Origin of the sequence: Flavobacterium sp. 1 (assembly GCF_002797935.1) — a bacterium.
Taxonomy (GTDB): domain Bacteria; phylum Bacteroidota; class Bacteroidia; order Flavobacteriales; family Flavobacteriaceae; genus Flavobacterium.
In genome coordinates this window covers 2,699,589-2,715,401 of sequence record NZ_PGER01000001.1, presented here as the reverse complement: position 1 = coordinate 2,715,401, position 15,813 = coordinate 2,699,589, and the positions used below count along the sequence as shown (strand labels likewise).

Genomic DNA, 15,813 nt, shown 5'->3' with positions numbered 1-15,813 from the left:
AATATTATAAAAATGACAGCTATTACATATAATAAATTAGATGTGATTTTTATTTTTTAAGATTGGCTGTTAATTTAATTTATAGGTCAGATATAAGCTTAAACTGCTGTTTTTTCCGTCTGGTATGGTATAAGAAGTACCAGCAAAGTCTCTTTCTTTGCCTATTGTTGAAAGACCATAATTGTAACGGGCACCAGCTCCGAATGCATCAAAACCGAATCCGATGCCAGCAGAAATACCAACATCAAATTTGTTGAAATCATCATTGTTATAATCGTTTTCAAAGTCTATAGCACTACCGTTTGCATCGTTATTTATTTCGGCATCTATTAAGTAAGCAAAATAAGGACCTGCATGAACACTCAGATTGTTTGTTATATTTACTTTTAGCAGGACAGGGACTTCGATATAATTTAATTTAAATTGGGTTTTTCCTGTGATAAATGCATTGTTATATGTTAATTCCCCTCCTTTTCGGCTGTATAAAATTTCGGGTTGAATAGAGATAATATCAGCAATTGGAAATGCACCGTAAATACCAGCATTAAAGCTTGTTAAGATATTGTTGTCATCGACTTTGGTATTATAAATGTTAGAAAAATTTACTCCTCCTTTCATTCCAAATTGCGGCTCATTAGAATTTGTCTGTGCCTGAACACTGATTAATGATAATCCAATAAAAGTAATAGTGGCTAAAAAATTAATTTGGTTTTTCATAAGTTTTAGTTTTTATTAATTTCTATATTACAAAGTTGCGTTAGATAAAAGATTTTATGTTATATTATATTTTTGTTGTTTTATATAATTTCCATTCAGGTAAAATAACATACAAATAAAATAAAAAAACTTTCATATTTAAGAAAATTTGTGTTATTTATTAATAAGGAAGTATTTAATTTTGAGTATTTTGCAGTTTGATTTGCTTGAGTTCTTTGTCTGCTTTTTGGAGAGTCTGCTCTTCGGCAACGATATCTACGGTATTAATTAATTCGGAAAATTTTGACGGAAGTATGGCGCTTGAGAACTGTATAGCGTAACTTTTGGCAAACTCTGCTCCAAAATAAAGTATCACCGAAGAATAGTAAACCCAAATCATTAAGACAACAAATGAACCTGCCGTTCCATATATGTTTTGAATATTTGAGCTGGCTATATAAAATGAAATCAGAAATTTTCCTGCCATGAATAATACCGCAGTTGTAAAAGAGGCTAAACGGACTTGTTTCCATTTTATTTCGGCATCGGGCAAAATGGTAAAAATGGCTCCAAATAAAAGTGAAATAACGATAAATGTCATTAAGGTATTGATGATATAAATCAGATAGAACAACGAGTCTGAAAATCGGGATAAAAACCGGTCGCTTAAAGTATCCATTATAGTCGAAATTCCTAAAGAAACTAATAATATAAATCCAAAGCTTCCTATAACGCCAAAGGAAAGCAACCGTGCTTTAATGTACAGCCAAAATCCTGACTGCTTTTTGGGTTTGATTCCCCAAATAGTATTGATAGAATCCTGAATTTCGGCAAAAACAGATGTTGCGCCGATCAATAAAGTTATAAATCCAATTAATCCCGCCAAATTCCCTTTGTCCGAAAGGCTTAAATTTTCAATTATTGTCTGAATCTGAAAGGCGCTTGATGGTCCTACAAAGCTTTTGATCTGATTGTAAATTGTTCCTTCAGTTGCTTCTCTTCCCCAAAATAAGTCGGATAAAAATAAAATCACCAGCAGTAACGGTCCCATCGAAAACATAGTGGTATATGATAATGCGGCACTCATTTTTAAAACTTTATGTTCCGAAAAACTGTTTACAGCATTTTTGATAACTTTTAGCAATGAAGTAATATATTGTTTATAATGGTTCATTTTTATTTGCTTAAAAGTGTTTTTAATGCATCATTATTGTCTTTTAATATTTCCCTTGAGTGTATTGCAAATAATTTAAAATCTGTATTTTGGGTGTTTTTTTCGATACTGTCTAATGATGAGATTTGATTAATGATTTCAGTTTCTAATTTTTTTAGAACATACAGCTCGGGTTTTTCCTTAACTATAGAATCATCATTTATACCTAGATGATAAATAAGTTTTGGAATAATTATTAAATTCTTTTTGGTCAGTTTATTAAAGTCAGAATTAATCATTTTGTTATCTCTCTTTATTTTCAAAAGCAGATGAAGTGTTTTTAAATCTTTGGTTAATCTTAATGAAATGCTGGAAAGTTCTATTGCTTTTTGATTTGATTCATTTAAGCAGTCAACTGTATTAAAATCGATTGTAGAATCTTCTTTGGTATATTCCATTTTATAAAAAGAATCGGTATATTCTTTTTCTTGCTGGGTGCAGGACAGTGTACAAATGACTGTAAGAGGAAAGTATAGAGAGTAGAGTAGGTGTGGTGGATTAAGCAGCTTATTCATCGCCCTTGTTTTGTTACAAAGTTCTGGATGAACGGGTTAAAAAAATTATATAATTTATATTCAGCTTTATATTATTTCCATATAAAAAAACTGCTTATGGAACAGGAAAGTAAACAGTAAATGCAGCACCTTCATTAAGCTTACTGCTGGCAAAAATATAACCTTTGTGGTTTTCTGCTATTTTTTCGCAAATAGCCAGTCCTACACCAGTTCCATGATATTCAGCCTTGCCGTGAAGACGGTTAAAAAGCAGGAATATTTTTTTTGACTGTTCTTGTTCAAAACCTATTCCGTTGTCAGTGAAGTTTATTTTATAATATTTTTTTGAACTGTTATCGTTTAAAATTTCTTCCTTTTTTGCAGTAATTTCAGTGCAGTCAATAGTAATTATTGGTGTTACATAAGTCTTTGAATATTTCAATGAGTTACTTAACAGATTGGAGAAAAGCTGCTGCATTTGAAAAGGAATAGCGTTAATTGTAGGCAGTTCCGCATAATTGATTGTTGCTTTTTTATCTTCAATGATTTGGGATAATTCAGCTAAACTGTCGGTTAATGTTTCGTTTAAATCCGTTTTTACAAAGTTTTTTTCAGATCTGTTGGCTTTAGAATATTGCAGCAGATCGTCAATTAATACGCGCATCCTATTGGAAGCTATATCCATTCTTGATAAATATTCTTTACCAATATCAGTCAGGTTTTCTTTTTCGTTAATACGCGAAATAAAGGTTTGAATTTTTCGTAAAGGCTCTTGTAAATCGTGACTGGCTACCTGATTAAATTCATCCAGTTCTTTGACATGTTTTTCTAGTTCTTTGTTACGCTGCTTTAACTGCAGGCTTTTATTGTAATCTTCGGTAACATCCTGAGTGGTTCCCATCATGCTTTGTATGCCTCTCAAATCAGTAAACGATTTTGCAATAGTTCTAAAATGCCTGATTTTCCCGCTTTTAGTGATTACTCGGTAGTTTATGGATGGCAGTTCTTTTGTGGTTAAAGCTTTTTTAAATGCTTTGTCAACATCCATTTTGTCTTCTGGATGGACATGTCCAAATAAATTTTCCATAGTTGCTTTAAACTCTTGGGGTTCATGTCCTAACAGTCTGTATCTGTTGTCTGAATAGGTGATTTCTGACGTGTTCAAATTTAGAATCCAGCTGCCGTATTTTCCAATAATTTCAGCTTGTTTGCTTGACTCTTCAAATATTTTTAACTGACTGTTTACTTTGATTAAATCTTCATAATTGCTTATCAATAATTCATTTTTATTATGCTCATCAGTAACATCTCCTGTTACGCCTAGAACTGTTTTACTGCCCAGATTATCTTCAAATAATTTCCCAACGGTTCTAACAATGCGGGTTTCCCCATCAGGTTTAATAATTCTGTAGGTAACATGAGGCAAATCTTCTTCTTTTACAATTCTTTCAAACAAATCATTTACAATTAGAACATCTTCAGGATGTACAAATTTCAGGATGTTCTGTTGGTTAGTTTCAAAAGACTGAGGTTCATAGCCTAATATTCGATATAAATTATCCGAATAAATTATTTTATTATTATTTAAATTCCACTCCCAAGTGCCAAATTCAGACAAAATTTCTGCCTGATAGCTTAAAAACTGGGATTTGCTTAATTTGAGATTTGCAGATTGAAGTTTGTGAATATCTTTTGTAGATTGATAATAGGTAAAAATCACCAGTAAAAGTGTTATAAATAATATGCCTAATGTTATAATCGGTGTAAAATAGATTTGCTTGTCATATATCGAATTCTGCAGGCTTAGATTAGATTTCTCATTATGAACCATATCGTTCAATTTGATTCGGATGTCTATTAAAAGCTTGCTGCTTTCTCTAAAAATTTTTTTAAAATCATAGTTTTTTGAGAAATCAACATTCTTGTTTAGATTAGAATGGGCTATATATTCATATCTTTTGTTGATTATTCTATATAATGATTCTAAATTTTTTTGCTGTTCTGTGTTGTTTTTGGTTAGTTTTTTAAGAATCGAAAATGAATTGTTTATGTTCTTTATATCGTTTCGGTAAAGTACGAGATAAAGATTGTCTTTTGAGATTATATAACCTCTTATGCTGTTTTCAGAATCTTTTATACTGGAAAATAAATGCTCCAATTCTAAATTTACTTCATACGTGTGCATGAGCAGTTTTGTGGAATTGGAAATGTTGTTTATATGTTTTATAGTAATTACACTTATGAAAAACAATATAAACAAACTGACCGTAAAAATAATTTTATGATAAATCGATGATTGATGTTTATAATATTTCATAAATTATAAGTGGATTATAATTTAAGCAAAAAGTTATCTTTATTTAAGCCACTAGTGTGATATTGCCAATTAATAGTAACAATTTCTGCCAATATTTTTTTCAAACTGTCAAAATTGCTCGGTTTTTTAATATAAATATTTGCGCCCAAAACAAATGTATCTTCAATATCCTGATCGGATGATGAAGTAGAATATATGGCTACAACAATTTCTTTAAATTGGTCATTTAATTTTATTTCCTTCAAACATTCAATTCCATTTAAAATAGGCATATTTAAATCTAAAAATATGATGCTTGGCAAAATTGTGTCAGGATGATTTAAAAAAATCAATAATTCTCTTCCGTTGTTTACTGTATTGACAATGGTATTGATTTTTAATTCTTCAAAAGCATCGATAAAAAATAATCTATCGTCTTCATCATCATCCGCTAGTGTTATAAGTATAGAATCGTGCTGCATGTTTTTTAGTTTTTATTTTTAGAGGCAATTTCCCTTCGTTTATTTATAATTCTTTGAAAGGCTGAAGGAGTTATACCAGTTGTGTTTTTAAACTGTGAACTTAAATGTGCAACACTGGAATAATTTAGTTTAAAAGCTATTTCGGTAAGTGAAAGCTGACTGTTGATTATTAATTGTTTTGTATATTCTATCTTTTGAATAATGATAAAATTTTCAATAGAAGTATAGGTTACTTCAGAAAAAATATTGGATAAATAACCATAAGAATGATTTAGTTTCTCTGATAAATACACTGAACTTTTTACATTTACGCTAGTGTCTTCATTAAAAACCATATCAACTATTGCGTCTTTAATTTTTTGTATTAAAATTGTTTTTTGATTTTCAACTATCTCTATGCCATATCTGTCCAGTGATCTGCTGAACAGATCCATTTTTTCGCTTGATATTTTTTCCAGAAATTCAACTTCGCCAAAACCCAAAATTCTATATTTAATTTGGCATTCATCCAATTTTTCTTCAAGAATTTTTTTACAGGTATTGTTGAAATCAAATTTAATAAAAATTCTCATATTCAAAATTATTTAGTTACTAAAGTAAGTAAAAATATTACCAAATAGTATTTGTTTATTGATTACTTTTTTTATTCTTAAACGCAAATTGGTTTTTGAAATTATAAAAAGGTACTGAAAAAGTTATTTTTTGAGGTTTTTGGCTCTGATTTTTTTCCAGATTTTCAGCCTGTTTTTTGCTTTGTTACTAAAATATTTTTCTTGAACACCACCTAATAAAAAACCTATTGGTTTCAGTTTTTCAGAGTTGTCAAAGATTACTTTTAGTGAAGCCGTAAGAGGCAAAGCCAAAATCATTCCTGGAATTCCCCATAACATCGAGAATAAAATAAGGGACAAAATTGAAGCAAAAACATTTAATGAAACTTTAGAACCTGTAATTTTTGGAGTTATAAAATTTCCTTCTAAAAATTGTATAAAACCAAATATACCTATTACTCCAATAGAATACCAATAAGAATCTTTTGTTGCCAAAGCGATTAGCGCTGGCAGAAGTGAACCAATTAAGATACCAATATAAGGTATAAGAAGCAGTAAAGAAGCTAAGAATCCAAAGAAAAAAGCATGTTCAATCCCTAAAAGAAGCAATCCCAAGCTGTTAAGAACTCCTACGATACTCATGACAATCAATAACCCTAAGAGATAATTTTGCTGTACTTTATAAAAGTCACTTAGAATGTTTCTTATTTTTGTTCTGCTGCACGATTTTGCAGTGGCTTTGTATATAAAACTGACCAAAAAATTCCGATATAACAAAAACAGAAACATATACAAAGGCGTTAAAATAAAATCACCCAAAATGCTTCCCGATGTAGCAATGAAATCCATAATTCCAGTTGAATTTTGTTTTGCTATTTCCTTAATTTCTAACTGCTCATCATTTAAAACGTCTTTTCGGTCAATCCCAGTTGATTTTTCGGTTTGTACCAGAATAGGATTTATTTTTTTTTCAATCTGTTCGTAATAGGTATCACTTTTACCCACTATTTCCTGAAACTGAAAACCCATCAAGGTAAAAACAGCAAATGCCATAATAACAAAAAAGGTTATGGCAATAGTAATCGAAACTATACGGTTAAAGTATAATTTGGATTCAAAATAGTGTACTATCGGATAAATTAAAACACTGAGAATGATGGCGAAAAGCAAGGGTATTAAGAAATCCTGTAGTATATAAGCTATAAATGAAAGTAAAACGAAGGCCAATAAATCCAATGCAATATGATTTTTTTTAGTTGTTTCGCTCATAATAATAAGTGTTTTTTTAGCATAAAGAACTGCCTATAGAAAATTAATAACCCCTAAAAAAATAGAAATTAGTAAAAAAATATAGACAGTTCAGTTTTGTTAGCAGTATGGGTTAATTACAAATCTGCAATCCATTTTGTAATTTCATCCTTTGATTTGCCAATTCTTTTTTGAATTTTACCATACAGTTCATCTTCTTTTCCTTCTTCATACAATAAATCGTCATCGGTTAGATCAGCATACTTTTGCTTTAGTTTTCCTTTTATTTCATTCCAATTTCCCTTGATTTCTGTAGTGTTCATAATGTTTTCTTTTAAAATTGATAATCTATTTTTATTAGTTTATAGAATCATCCCCATGATGTTGATTACAAATTTATGTCAGTTTAACTTTAAGCTTCTTACACAATTGCTTATGAATGTTGTAAAATTTCAAGTTTTTTAGATTCAACTTTGTAAATTTGCCCCAGAACTAAATTTGACATGACAACACAACAGCTTTGCGAGCAGATTAAAATTAAAAAATCATTTCTATGCGTAGGTTTAGATGTAGATTTGAATAAAATTCCACAACATTTATTAGAATCCGAAGACCCAATTTTTGAGTTTAATAAGGCAATCATTGATGCGACTCATGATCTTGCGATTGCTTATAAGCCTAATATTGCATTCTTTGAAGCTTACGGAATCAAAGGGTGGATTTCATTGCAAAAGACCATTAATTACATCAATGAGAAGCATCCGGAAATTTTCACTATCGCCGATGCCAAAAGAGGAGATATTGGGAATACTTCATCAATGTATGCTAAAGCTTTTTTTGAGGATTTAAATTTTGACAGTGTTACTGTTGCTCCTTATATGGGAAAAGATTCAGTAGAGCCTTTTCTTGCATTCGAAAACAAGCATACCATAATGCTGGCCTTGACATCTAATGAAGGTGCTTTTGATTTCCAGACTTTGCAGGTAAATGGCACCCGAGGCGAAGCCGAACGGAGCGGAGCTAAAGAGTTGTACAAACAGGTATTGGAAACATCCAAAACTTGGAAGAATTCTGAAAATCTAATGTATGTGATTGGCGCTACCAAAGCCGAATATTTTACCGAAGTTCGAAAAATTGTTCCTGATAGTTTCTTGCTGGTGCCAGGTGTTGGCGCTCAAGGCGGAAGTCTTTCTGAAGTGTGCAAATACGGAATGAATGACAATGTTGGATTACTGATTAATTCTTCCCGCGCTATTATTTATGCTTCCAACGGAACAGATTTTGCTGATGCTGCAAGAGCTGAGGCTTTGAAAATGCAGCAGGAAATGGAGGAAATAGTTAGTTTAAAGTTTAAGGTTTAAAAGTTTAAAGTTGTTCCGCTTTGAGTGTTAAACAATTTAATTTTTTAAACAAAATGAAACAATTTACAGATCAACTCGGAACTATCCACACTTTTGATTCTTCTCCTAAGCGAATCGTTTCTCTCGTACCTTCCCAAACCGAATTGCTGTATGATTTAGGTTTGGAAAAAAGTCTAGTTGGGATTACCAAATTTTGCGTACATCCTTATCATCTAAAATCTACCAAGAAAATAGTAGGCGGAACTAAAAAAGTGAATTGCGATAAAATCCGTTCACTGAATCCTGATATTATCATTTGTAATAAAGAAGAGAATACTAAGGAAATAGTGGATGAGCTGTGGAAGATTTGTCCAGTTTGGGTAACCGATATTTTAACTTTAGAGGATAATTTTCAAATGATAACCGACTTTGGTCAGCTTTTTGATAAAAGAACCGAAGCCCGAAAATGGAACGACAAATTGGCTTTTGCCTTGAGCGATTTTAAAATTTTCATCAAAGATATTCCAGTTAAAAAAGCTGCTTATTTTATTTGGAAAAAGCCCTATATGGTTGCGGGTTCAGGAACTTTTATAGATGAGTTATTAAAACTGAATCATTTTCAGAATCAGTATGCTTCTCAAGAAAGATATCCCGAAATAGAACTCGAAAAGATGGATATTAATGGAAGTTTAGATTTGGTTTTGCTCTCTTCAGAACCGTTTCCGTTTAAAGCTGAGGATGGATTTGAAATGATGAAAGACACCGTTAATGTTAAAGTTATTTTGGTTGACGGAGAAATGTTTTCTTGGTATGGAAGCCGATTAATAAAGGCTTTGGATTACTTTAAATATTTGCATAATAGTATTTAAAAAGTCTAAAAATCTAACAAATCAATAGCCTAACAATCTAATAATCTAAAAATACAGCAATCCAAAAGTCTAAAAAAGAACTATATTTGCCCAACAAAAAAAACATAAGTGATTAATTACACAGTATATAAGAACGAGAATAGCGAGCAATGGGTGACATTTGTGCATGGTGCCGGAGGAAGCTCGTCTATTTGGTTTAAACAAATAAGGGATTTCAAAAAAAGCTATAACATTTTGCTGTTGGATTTGAGAGGTCATGGAGAATCCAAAACAACTTTGAAAACGGCATTCAAGCAAAAATATACTTTTTCGGCTTTAGCCCATGATATACTTGAAGTTTTGGATCATCTGAAAATTGGAAAATCACATTTTGTCGGAATATCATTAGGAACAATTTTGATTAGGCAATTAGCAGAAATGTATCCCGATAGAGTACAGAGCATGATTCTTGGAGGAGCTATTTTAAAAATGAATTTTAGATCTCAAATTTTAATGCGTTTGGGAAATGCTTTTAAGTATGTATTGCCTTATTTGGTTTTATATAAGTTTTTTGCTTTTGTGATAATGCCTAAAAAAAGCCATAAGCAATCCCGGTCTCTTTTTATTACAGAAGCTAAGAAGCTGTATCAAAAGGAATTTATAAAATGGTTTAAGCTAACGGCTGAGATAAATCCTGTACTAAAGTGGTTCCGACAGGTAGAATTAAATATCCCTACGCTATATGTTATGGGTGAAGAAGATTATATGTTCCTGCCAGCTGTGCGCAAAGTAGTGGAAAGCCATTATAGATCTTCACAATTATTTGTAATCGAAAATTGCGGGCATGTGGTGAACGTAGAGCAGCCTAATGCTTTCAATACAGCAGTTTTGTCTTTTATACATACAGCTAAGTAAATTAAGAAATAACCTAAATAAAAAATGCCTGCACCATATAGATGCAGGCAATTTTATAACTAACCAAAACCAAAATAATAAATAACCAGTTTATTACATTGCAAAGATCAGTATAATGTTTATGTGTTGCTGTTAAGGAACTGTTATTAGTTATTGCTGAAAAGTTAAGTTTTCAAATTTAATTTTAACATATTAATTTTCTTATTTTTTTATCGATTCTTAACTGCTTGATTTCTATTGCTGCTTTTTATCCTGAAGCGAAAATACTTTCTTTAAAATATTCGATGTTCTGGCATTGATGTCAGTTCTAATGTTTTTTTCTTCAACAGTGATCATTTTAAAAACACCATCGAGAGCTTTTTTAGTTACATAATCGGTAAGGTCAGGGTTTACTTTGGTTACAAACGGTATGGTATTGTATTGCTTTATAATTTTTGCCCAAATCACATCAGCACCAACTTTACCAATAGACTGCTGAACGACAGGATTGAATTTGGAATATAATGAAGTTGTAGTAGCCGACTGCAGATAAACAGTTGCAGCATTTTCATTTCCAAGCAAAATACCTTTAGCATCGGTTATGGTCATGTTTTTGATAGCTGATACAAATATTGGCGTTGCTTCTTTTACGGCATCTTCGGCAGCTCTGTTCATGGACAGAATTCCTTCATCGGCCAATTTTGACATACCCATTTTTCGCAAAGTTTTGTCCAGTTTTGCTAATTCTTCCGGCATTAGAATTTTTACCGCTTCATTTTTATAAAAACCATCCATTGCAGTTAGTTTGGAAACTTGTTCAGTAACTCCTTTGTTCAGCGCTTCTTTTAATCCAGCGGCAATATCTAAACCGCTGTTCGAGTTTGTAACAGCATTTACTTTATCTGTCGCTTTTTTTAAAATGTCTTTGAATTGTGCGTTGCTGATTGCTGGTAGGATCAAGAGTAGGAGTAGGGCTTTTTTCATTTTTGTTTTAATTTAGCTGTCAGTTGATATAGAGACAGCTGTTAGCTTTGAAATATTAATTATTGAGTGCAGTTTTCCTGCCGAAAATTATTTGTAAAAAGGATTAAGAAAATACGACCGTTTTATTATTGTACACCATCGTTTTTCTTTCGGCATGTAATTTTATGGCTCTAGCGAGTACGATACGTTCCAAGTCGCGTCCTTTCATGATAAAATCTTCTATGGAATGGCTGTGGGAAACTCTCGAAATGTCTTGCTCGATAATTGGTCCTTCGTCTAACTCTTCGGTAACATAATGGCTTGTGGCACCTATAATTTTTACGCCGCGCTTGAAAGCTGAGTGATACGGTTTTGCTCCTGGGAATGCCGGCAGGAAAGAGTGATGGATGTTGATGATTCTGTTTTTGTAAAGGGATATTAAATTTGGAGTGATAATCTGCATATAGCGGGCCAAAACTATAAAATCAATATCAAACTTTTTTAATAATTCAATCTGGGCTTTTTCACCCTCCTCTTTGCTGTCTTTTGTAAAAGGGACATGATAAAAAGGAATGTCAAAACGCTCGGCAACTGGTTTTAAATCTTCGTGATTGCTTATGATTAAAGGAATTTCAAGAGGCAGTTCACCAGCGCAGTAACGTCCTAAAATGTCATACAGACAGTGATCGTATTTTGATATAAACAGCGCCATTTTTGGTTTTTGATCCTGAGGATACATCGCCCAGGTCATATTGAAAGGAGTGGCAAGATTGTCTTGAAAGTGACTTTTAATAGATTCAATATTCCAATTGAGTTTACTAAATTCACATTCCAATCGCATAAAAAACACATTTTCATCGGCGTCAACATGTTGGTCTAAGTAAATAATATTTCCATCAATCGAAGCTATATAATTTGTTACTGAGGCAACAATCGCTTTTTTATCTTCACAATGGATAAGTATGGTAATTCTTTGCATTTGTTTTAAATTTTCTAAAATAATTAGGAGCAATTCCTATGGATTTTTGAATAATGATTAACGATTTCTGATATTAGATTTTGTGCTGTTAAACTTAAATATTTTTGGTTTTACGAGTTTTAAAACTTCAAAAATCAAATATTGTTAATCAAAAATCTTAAATCATTTTTATCGGGGCTAGACCTCGAAAATACCAATTTTTTATCAAAACAGCCTTGTTTTCTTAGGAAAAAACATTGTTGTCATATTTTATGTTTTATATTGTTTTTAATGATTTTTATTTTAAAATTTATGTAAATTGCACTATTAAATTATCATATTCATAAAATGGAATTAATTAAGCCGTACGTACCCGTAAATAAAGTCCGAATCGTAACTGCCGCATCTCTCTTTGATGGTCACGATGCAGCAATTAATATAATGAGAAGGATTATTCAGTCCACAGGAGTTGAAGTAATTCATCTGGGTCATGACAGAAGTGTTGAGGAAGTGGTAAACACCGCGATTCAGGAAGATGCTAATGCCATTGCCATGACTTCCTATCAGGGAGGACACAACGAATATTTTAAATACATGTATGATTTGCTTCAAGAAAAAGGAGCAGGTCATATCAAGATTTTTGGAGGAGGAGGAGGCGTAATCCTGCCATCGGAAATAGCCGAATTGCAAGCCTACGGAATCACCAGAATTTATGCTCCAGATGATGGCCGTGCGATGGGACTGCAGGGAATGATCAATGATTTAGTTGAACGTTCTGATTTCAGCCCCCCAGCCCCCGAAGGGGGAGTTTCTGAGATTGCAAATAATTTACTAAGTAAAGATGTAAACACCATTGCGCGATTAATTTCATTGGCAGAAAACAATCCACAAGATTTTCATAAAGTATTCACGCCATTATCTGCAACTCCCCCTTCGGGGGCGGGGGGGCTCCTGTTCTTGGAATCACAGGAACTGGCGGTGCAGGAAAATCATCATTGGTAGACGAATTGGTGCGTCGTTTTTTAATCGATTTTCCAGAGAAAACTATTGGGTTAGTTTCTGTAGATCCTTCTAAAAGAAAAACTGGAGGTGCATTACTAGGAGACAGAATTCGTATGAATGCGATAAATAATCCTAGAGTGTATATGCGTTCATTGGCAACACGCCAATCTAATTTGGCCTTGTCAAAATATGTAGCCGAAGCTATAGAAGTTTTGAAAGCGGCGAAATATGATATTATAATTCTAGAAACTTCGGGTATCGGGCAATCTGATACGGAAATTATGGATCATTCCGATGTTTCTTTATATGTAATGACACCAGAATTTGGTGCAGCAACCCAATTGGAAAAAATAGACATGCTCGATTTTGCCGATTTAGTTGCCTTGAATAAATTCGACAAACGTGGGGCTTTGGATGCCATTCGCGATGTGAAAAAACAATACCAGCGCAATCATAATCTTTGGGATGTAAATCCAGACCAAATGCCGGTTTATGGAACTATTGCTTCCCAATTCAATGATCCGGGGATGAATACGCTGTATAAATCCATCATGGATAAAATAGTGGAGAAAACCGATTCTGATTTGAAATCAACTTTTGAAATTACCCGTGAAATGAGCGAGAAAATCTATGTGATTCCGCCTCATAGAACGCGTTACTTATCTGAAATTGCAGAAAATAACAGAAAATACGACACCACAGCTTTGAACCAAGAACAAGTAGCTCAAAAATTATACGGGATTTTTAAAACATTGGAAAGTGTTTCCGGAAAAGTTCCCGTGATTAACAAAGCTGGAATTGATGAAGTTTCGGTATTGCCAAGCGCTTTAGAATCTGAAAAACCAAGTGGTGCTGATAATAAAATCTTTTTAAATCTTTTGCTAAATCAATTTGATAAAGTAAAAATGGATTTGGATCCCTACAATTGGGAAATGATTTTGAATTGGGATGAAAAAGTAAGCCAATATAAAAATCCAGTATATACGTTTAAAGTTCGAGACAAAGAAATAAAAATGGCAACGCATACAGAGTCGCTGTCGCATTCTCAAATTCCAAAAGTATCGATGCCTAAGTACAAAGCTTGGGGAGATATTTTGCGCTGGTGTTTACAGGAAAATGTTCCTGGAGAATTTCCTTTTGCTTCTGGTTTGTATCCTTTTAAGCGTGATGGAGAAGATCCGTCCCGTATGTTTGCTGGCGAAGGCGGACCCGAAAGAACGAACAAACGTTTTCATTATGTAAGTGCAGGATTGCCTGCCAAGAGACTTTCTACTGCTTTTGACAGTGTAACTTTGTATGGAAATGATCCGCACATTCGCCCCGATATTTATGGTAAAATTGGAAATGCTGGGGTTTCAATCTGCTGTTTGGATGATGCTAAAAAACTATATTCAGGATTCGATTTAGTTCATGCAATGACATCTGTGAGTATGACCATTAATGGCCCTGCACCTATGCTGCTTGGATTCTTTATGAATGCGGCTATCGATCAGCAGTGTGAACATTATATTCAAGAAAATAACCTTGAAGATGAGGTTACTGATATAATCAACAAAATTTACAAAGAAAAAGGAGTAGAACGCCCGCATTATCAGGGCGATCTGCCTGAAGGAAATAATGGTTTAGGATTGTTTCTTTTAGGAGTTACGGGAGATCAGGTATTGCCTTTGGATGTATATGATAAAATAAAAGCCAAAACACTCAAAAAAGTCAGAGGAACAGTTCAAGCCGATATTCTAAAAGAAGACCAAGCACAAAACACTTGTATTTTCTCAACTGAATTTGCATTGCGCTTGATGGGAGACGTTCAGGAATATTTTATTGCTCAAAATGTCAGAAACTTTTATTCGGTATCAATTTCTGGTTATCATATTGCCGAGGCTGGAGCTAATCCAATCACGCAATTAGCTTTCACGCTTTCAAACGGTTTCACTTATGTAGAATATTATTTGAGCCGTGGAATGGATATCAACGATTTTGGACCTAATTTATCATTCTTTTTCTCAAATGGTGTCGATCCGGAATATGCTGTAATAGGCCGTGTAGCTAGAAAAATTTGGGCGAAAGCCATGAAAAATAAATACGGCGCCAATGAAAGAGCCCAGATGCTGAAATACCATATTCAAACTTCGGGACGTTCATTGCACGCTCAGGAAATAGATTTCAATGATATTCGTACAACGCTGCAGGCTTTATATGCAATATATGACAACTGTAATTCATTGCATACCAATGCTTATGACGAAGCGATTACGACACCAACAGAGGAATCGGTGCGTAGAGCAATGGCAATTCAGTTGATTATCAATAAAGAGTTAGGTCTTGCCAAAAATGAAAATCCTATTCAGGGTTCATTCATAATTGAAGAATTGACCGACTTAGTTGAAGATGCCGTTTTACAGGAATTTGATCGAATTACCGAACGAGGAGGAGTGCTTGGCGCAATGGAAACCATGTATCAGCGTTCAAAAATCCAGGAGGAAAGTCTGTATTATGAAACATTGAAACATACTGGTGAATTCCCGATTGTGGGCGTAAATACGTTCTTGAGTTCCAAAGGCTCTCCAACAGTAATTCCTGCAGAAGTAATTCGTGCAACTGAAGAAGAAAAACAATACCAAATTACAATGCTGGATAATCTGCATCAATGTCATGCCGATTTGGTAAAAGAACATTTAGGCACACTTCAGGAGGCTGCAATTAAAGGAGATAATTTATTTGAACACTTGATGGAGGCTACAAAAGTTTGCTCTTTAGGTCAAATAACTGAAGCTTTGTTTGAAGTAGGAGGACAGTATAGAAGAAATATGTAGATGTTATTAATTCTT

The 15,813-nt window shown here is 33.1% G+C and carries 13 protein-coding genes and 1 pseudogene; 4 read left to right on the top strand and 10 right to left on the bottom strand.

Features of this window, described 5'->3' with window-relative positions; genetic code table 11:
- Positions 1 to 69 precede the first annotated feature (69 nt).
- The 8 genes from CLU83_RS10895 to CLU83_RS10860 form a co-directional block, all read right to left on the bottom strand.
- Positions 70 to 717: a porin family protein gene (locus CLU83_RS10895; protein WP_100431634.1), complete on the bottom strand. Its 648-nt coding sequence runs from the start codon at positions 715 to 717 to the stop codon at positions 70 to 72.
- A 175-nt stretch (positions 718 to 892) separates the two neighbouring features.
- Positions 893 to 1,870 (bottom strand): YihY/virulence factor BrkB family protein, encoded by a 978-nt coding sequence (locus CLU83_RS10890; RefSeq protein ID WP_100431633.1) that lies wholly within the window; start codon positions 1,868 to 1,870, stop codon positions 893 to 895.
- Positions 1,871 to 1,872: 2 nt separating this feature from the next.
- Positions 1,873 to 2,424, bottom strand: a complete 552-nt coding sequence (locus CLU83_RS10885; protein ID WP_157802074.1) for a hypothetical protein — start codon at positions 2,422 to 2,424, stop codon at positions 1,873 to 1,875.
- A 94-nt stretch (positions 2,425 to 2,518) separates the two neighbouring features.
- Positions 2,519 to 4,588, bottom strand: coding sequence for a PAS domain-containing protein (locus tag CLU83_RS10880; protein ID WP_198512283.1), 2,070 nt, complete (start codon positions 4,586 to 4,588; stop codon positions 2,519 to 2,521).
- A 146-nt stretch (positions 4,589 to 4,734) separates the two neighbouring features.
- Positions 4,735 to 5,181, bottom strand: a complete 447-nt coding sequence (locus CLU83_RS10875; RefSeq protein ID WP_100431630.1) for a response regulator — start codon at positions 5,179 to 5,181, stop codon at positions 4,735 to 4,737.
- A 5-nt stretch (positions 5,182 to 5,186) separates the two neighbouring features.
- Positions 5,187 to 5,753: an AraC family transcriptional regulator gene (locus CLU83_RS10870; RefSeq protein ID WP_100431629.1), complete on the bottom strand. Its 567-nt coding sequence runs from the start codon at positions 5,751 to 5,753 to the stop codon at positions 5,187 to 5,189.
- 123 nt (positions 5,754 to 5,876) lie between these two features.
- Positions 5,877 to 7,001, bottom strand: a complete 1,125-nt coding sequence (locus CLU83_RS10865; protein WP_100431628.1) for an AI-2E family transporter — start codon at positions 6,999 to 7,001, stop codon at positions 5,877 to 5,879.
- 116 nt (positions 7,002 to 7,117) lie between these two features.
- Positions 7,118 to 7,303, bottom strand: a complete 186-nt coding sequence (locus CLU83_RS10860; protein ID WP_100431627.1) for a CsbD family protein — start codon at positions 7,301 to 7,303, stop codon at positions 7,118 to 7,120.
- Positions 7,304 to 7,483: 180 nt separating this feature from the next.
- Between CLU83_RS10860 and pyrF the strand changes: the two genes are divergently transcribed.
- The 3 genes from pyrF to CLU83_RS10845 all read left to right on the top strand — a co-directional run bounded on the left by pyrF (position 7,484) and on the right by CLU83_RS10845 (position 10,083).
- Positions 7,484 to 8,341: an orotidine-5'-phosphate decarboxylase gene (gene pyrF, locus CLU83_RS10855; protein WP_100431626.1), complete on the top strand. Its 858-nt coding sequence runs from the start codon at positions 7,484 to 7,486 to the stop codon at positions 8,339 to 8,341.
- Positions 8,342 to 8,394: 53 nt separating this feature from the next.
- The gene (locus CLU83_RS10850; RefSeq protein ID WP_100431625.1) at positions 8,395 to 9,189 is read left to right on the top strand and encodes an ABC transporter substrate-binding protein; all 795 of its coding nucleotides are present in this window, start codon (positions 8,395 to 8,397) and stop codon (positions 9,187 to 9,189) included.
- Positions 9,190 to 9,297: 108 nt separating this feature from the next.
- The gene (locus CLU83_RS10845) at positions 9,298 to 10,083 is read left to right on the top strand and encodes an alpha/beta fold hydrolase (RefSeq protein WP_100431624.1); all 786 of its coding nucleotides are present in this window, start codon (positions 9,298 to 9,300) and stop codon (positions 10,081 to 10,083) included.
- 234 nt (positions 10,084 to 10,317) lie between these two features.
- On the opposite strand, the gene CLU83_RS10840 is transcribed toward CLU83_RS10845, so the two are convergent.
- Entirely contained in the window at positions 10,318 to 11,046 is a 729-nt protein-coding gene (locus CLU83_RS10840; protein ID WP_100431623.1) for a DUF4197 domain-containing protein, read from the bottom strand.
- Positions 11,047 to 11,149: 103 nt separating this feature from the next.
- Positions 11,150 to 12,004, bottom strand: coding sequence for a formyltetrahydrofolate deformylase (gene purU, locus CLU83_RS10835; protein ID WP_100431622.1), 855 nt, complete (start codon positions 12,002 to 12,004; stop codon positions 11,150 to 11,152).
- A 327-nt stretch (positions 12,005 to 12,331) separates the two neighbouring features.
- Here purU and CLU83_RS10830 point away from each other — a divergent pair.
- Positions 12,332 to 15,798, top strand: a pseudogene (locus tag CLU83_RS10830) (methylmalonyl-CoA mutase family protein).
- Positions 15,799 to 15,813 lie beyond the last annotated feature (15 nt).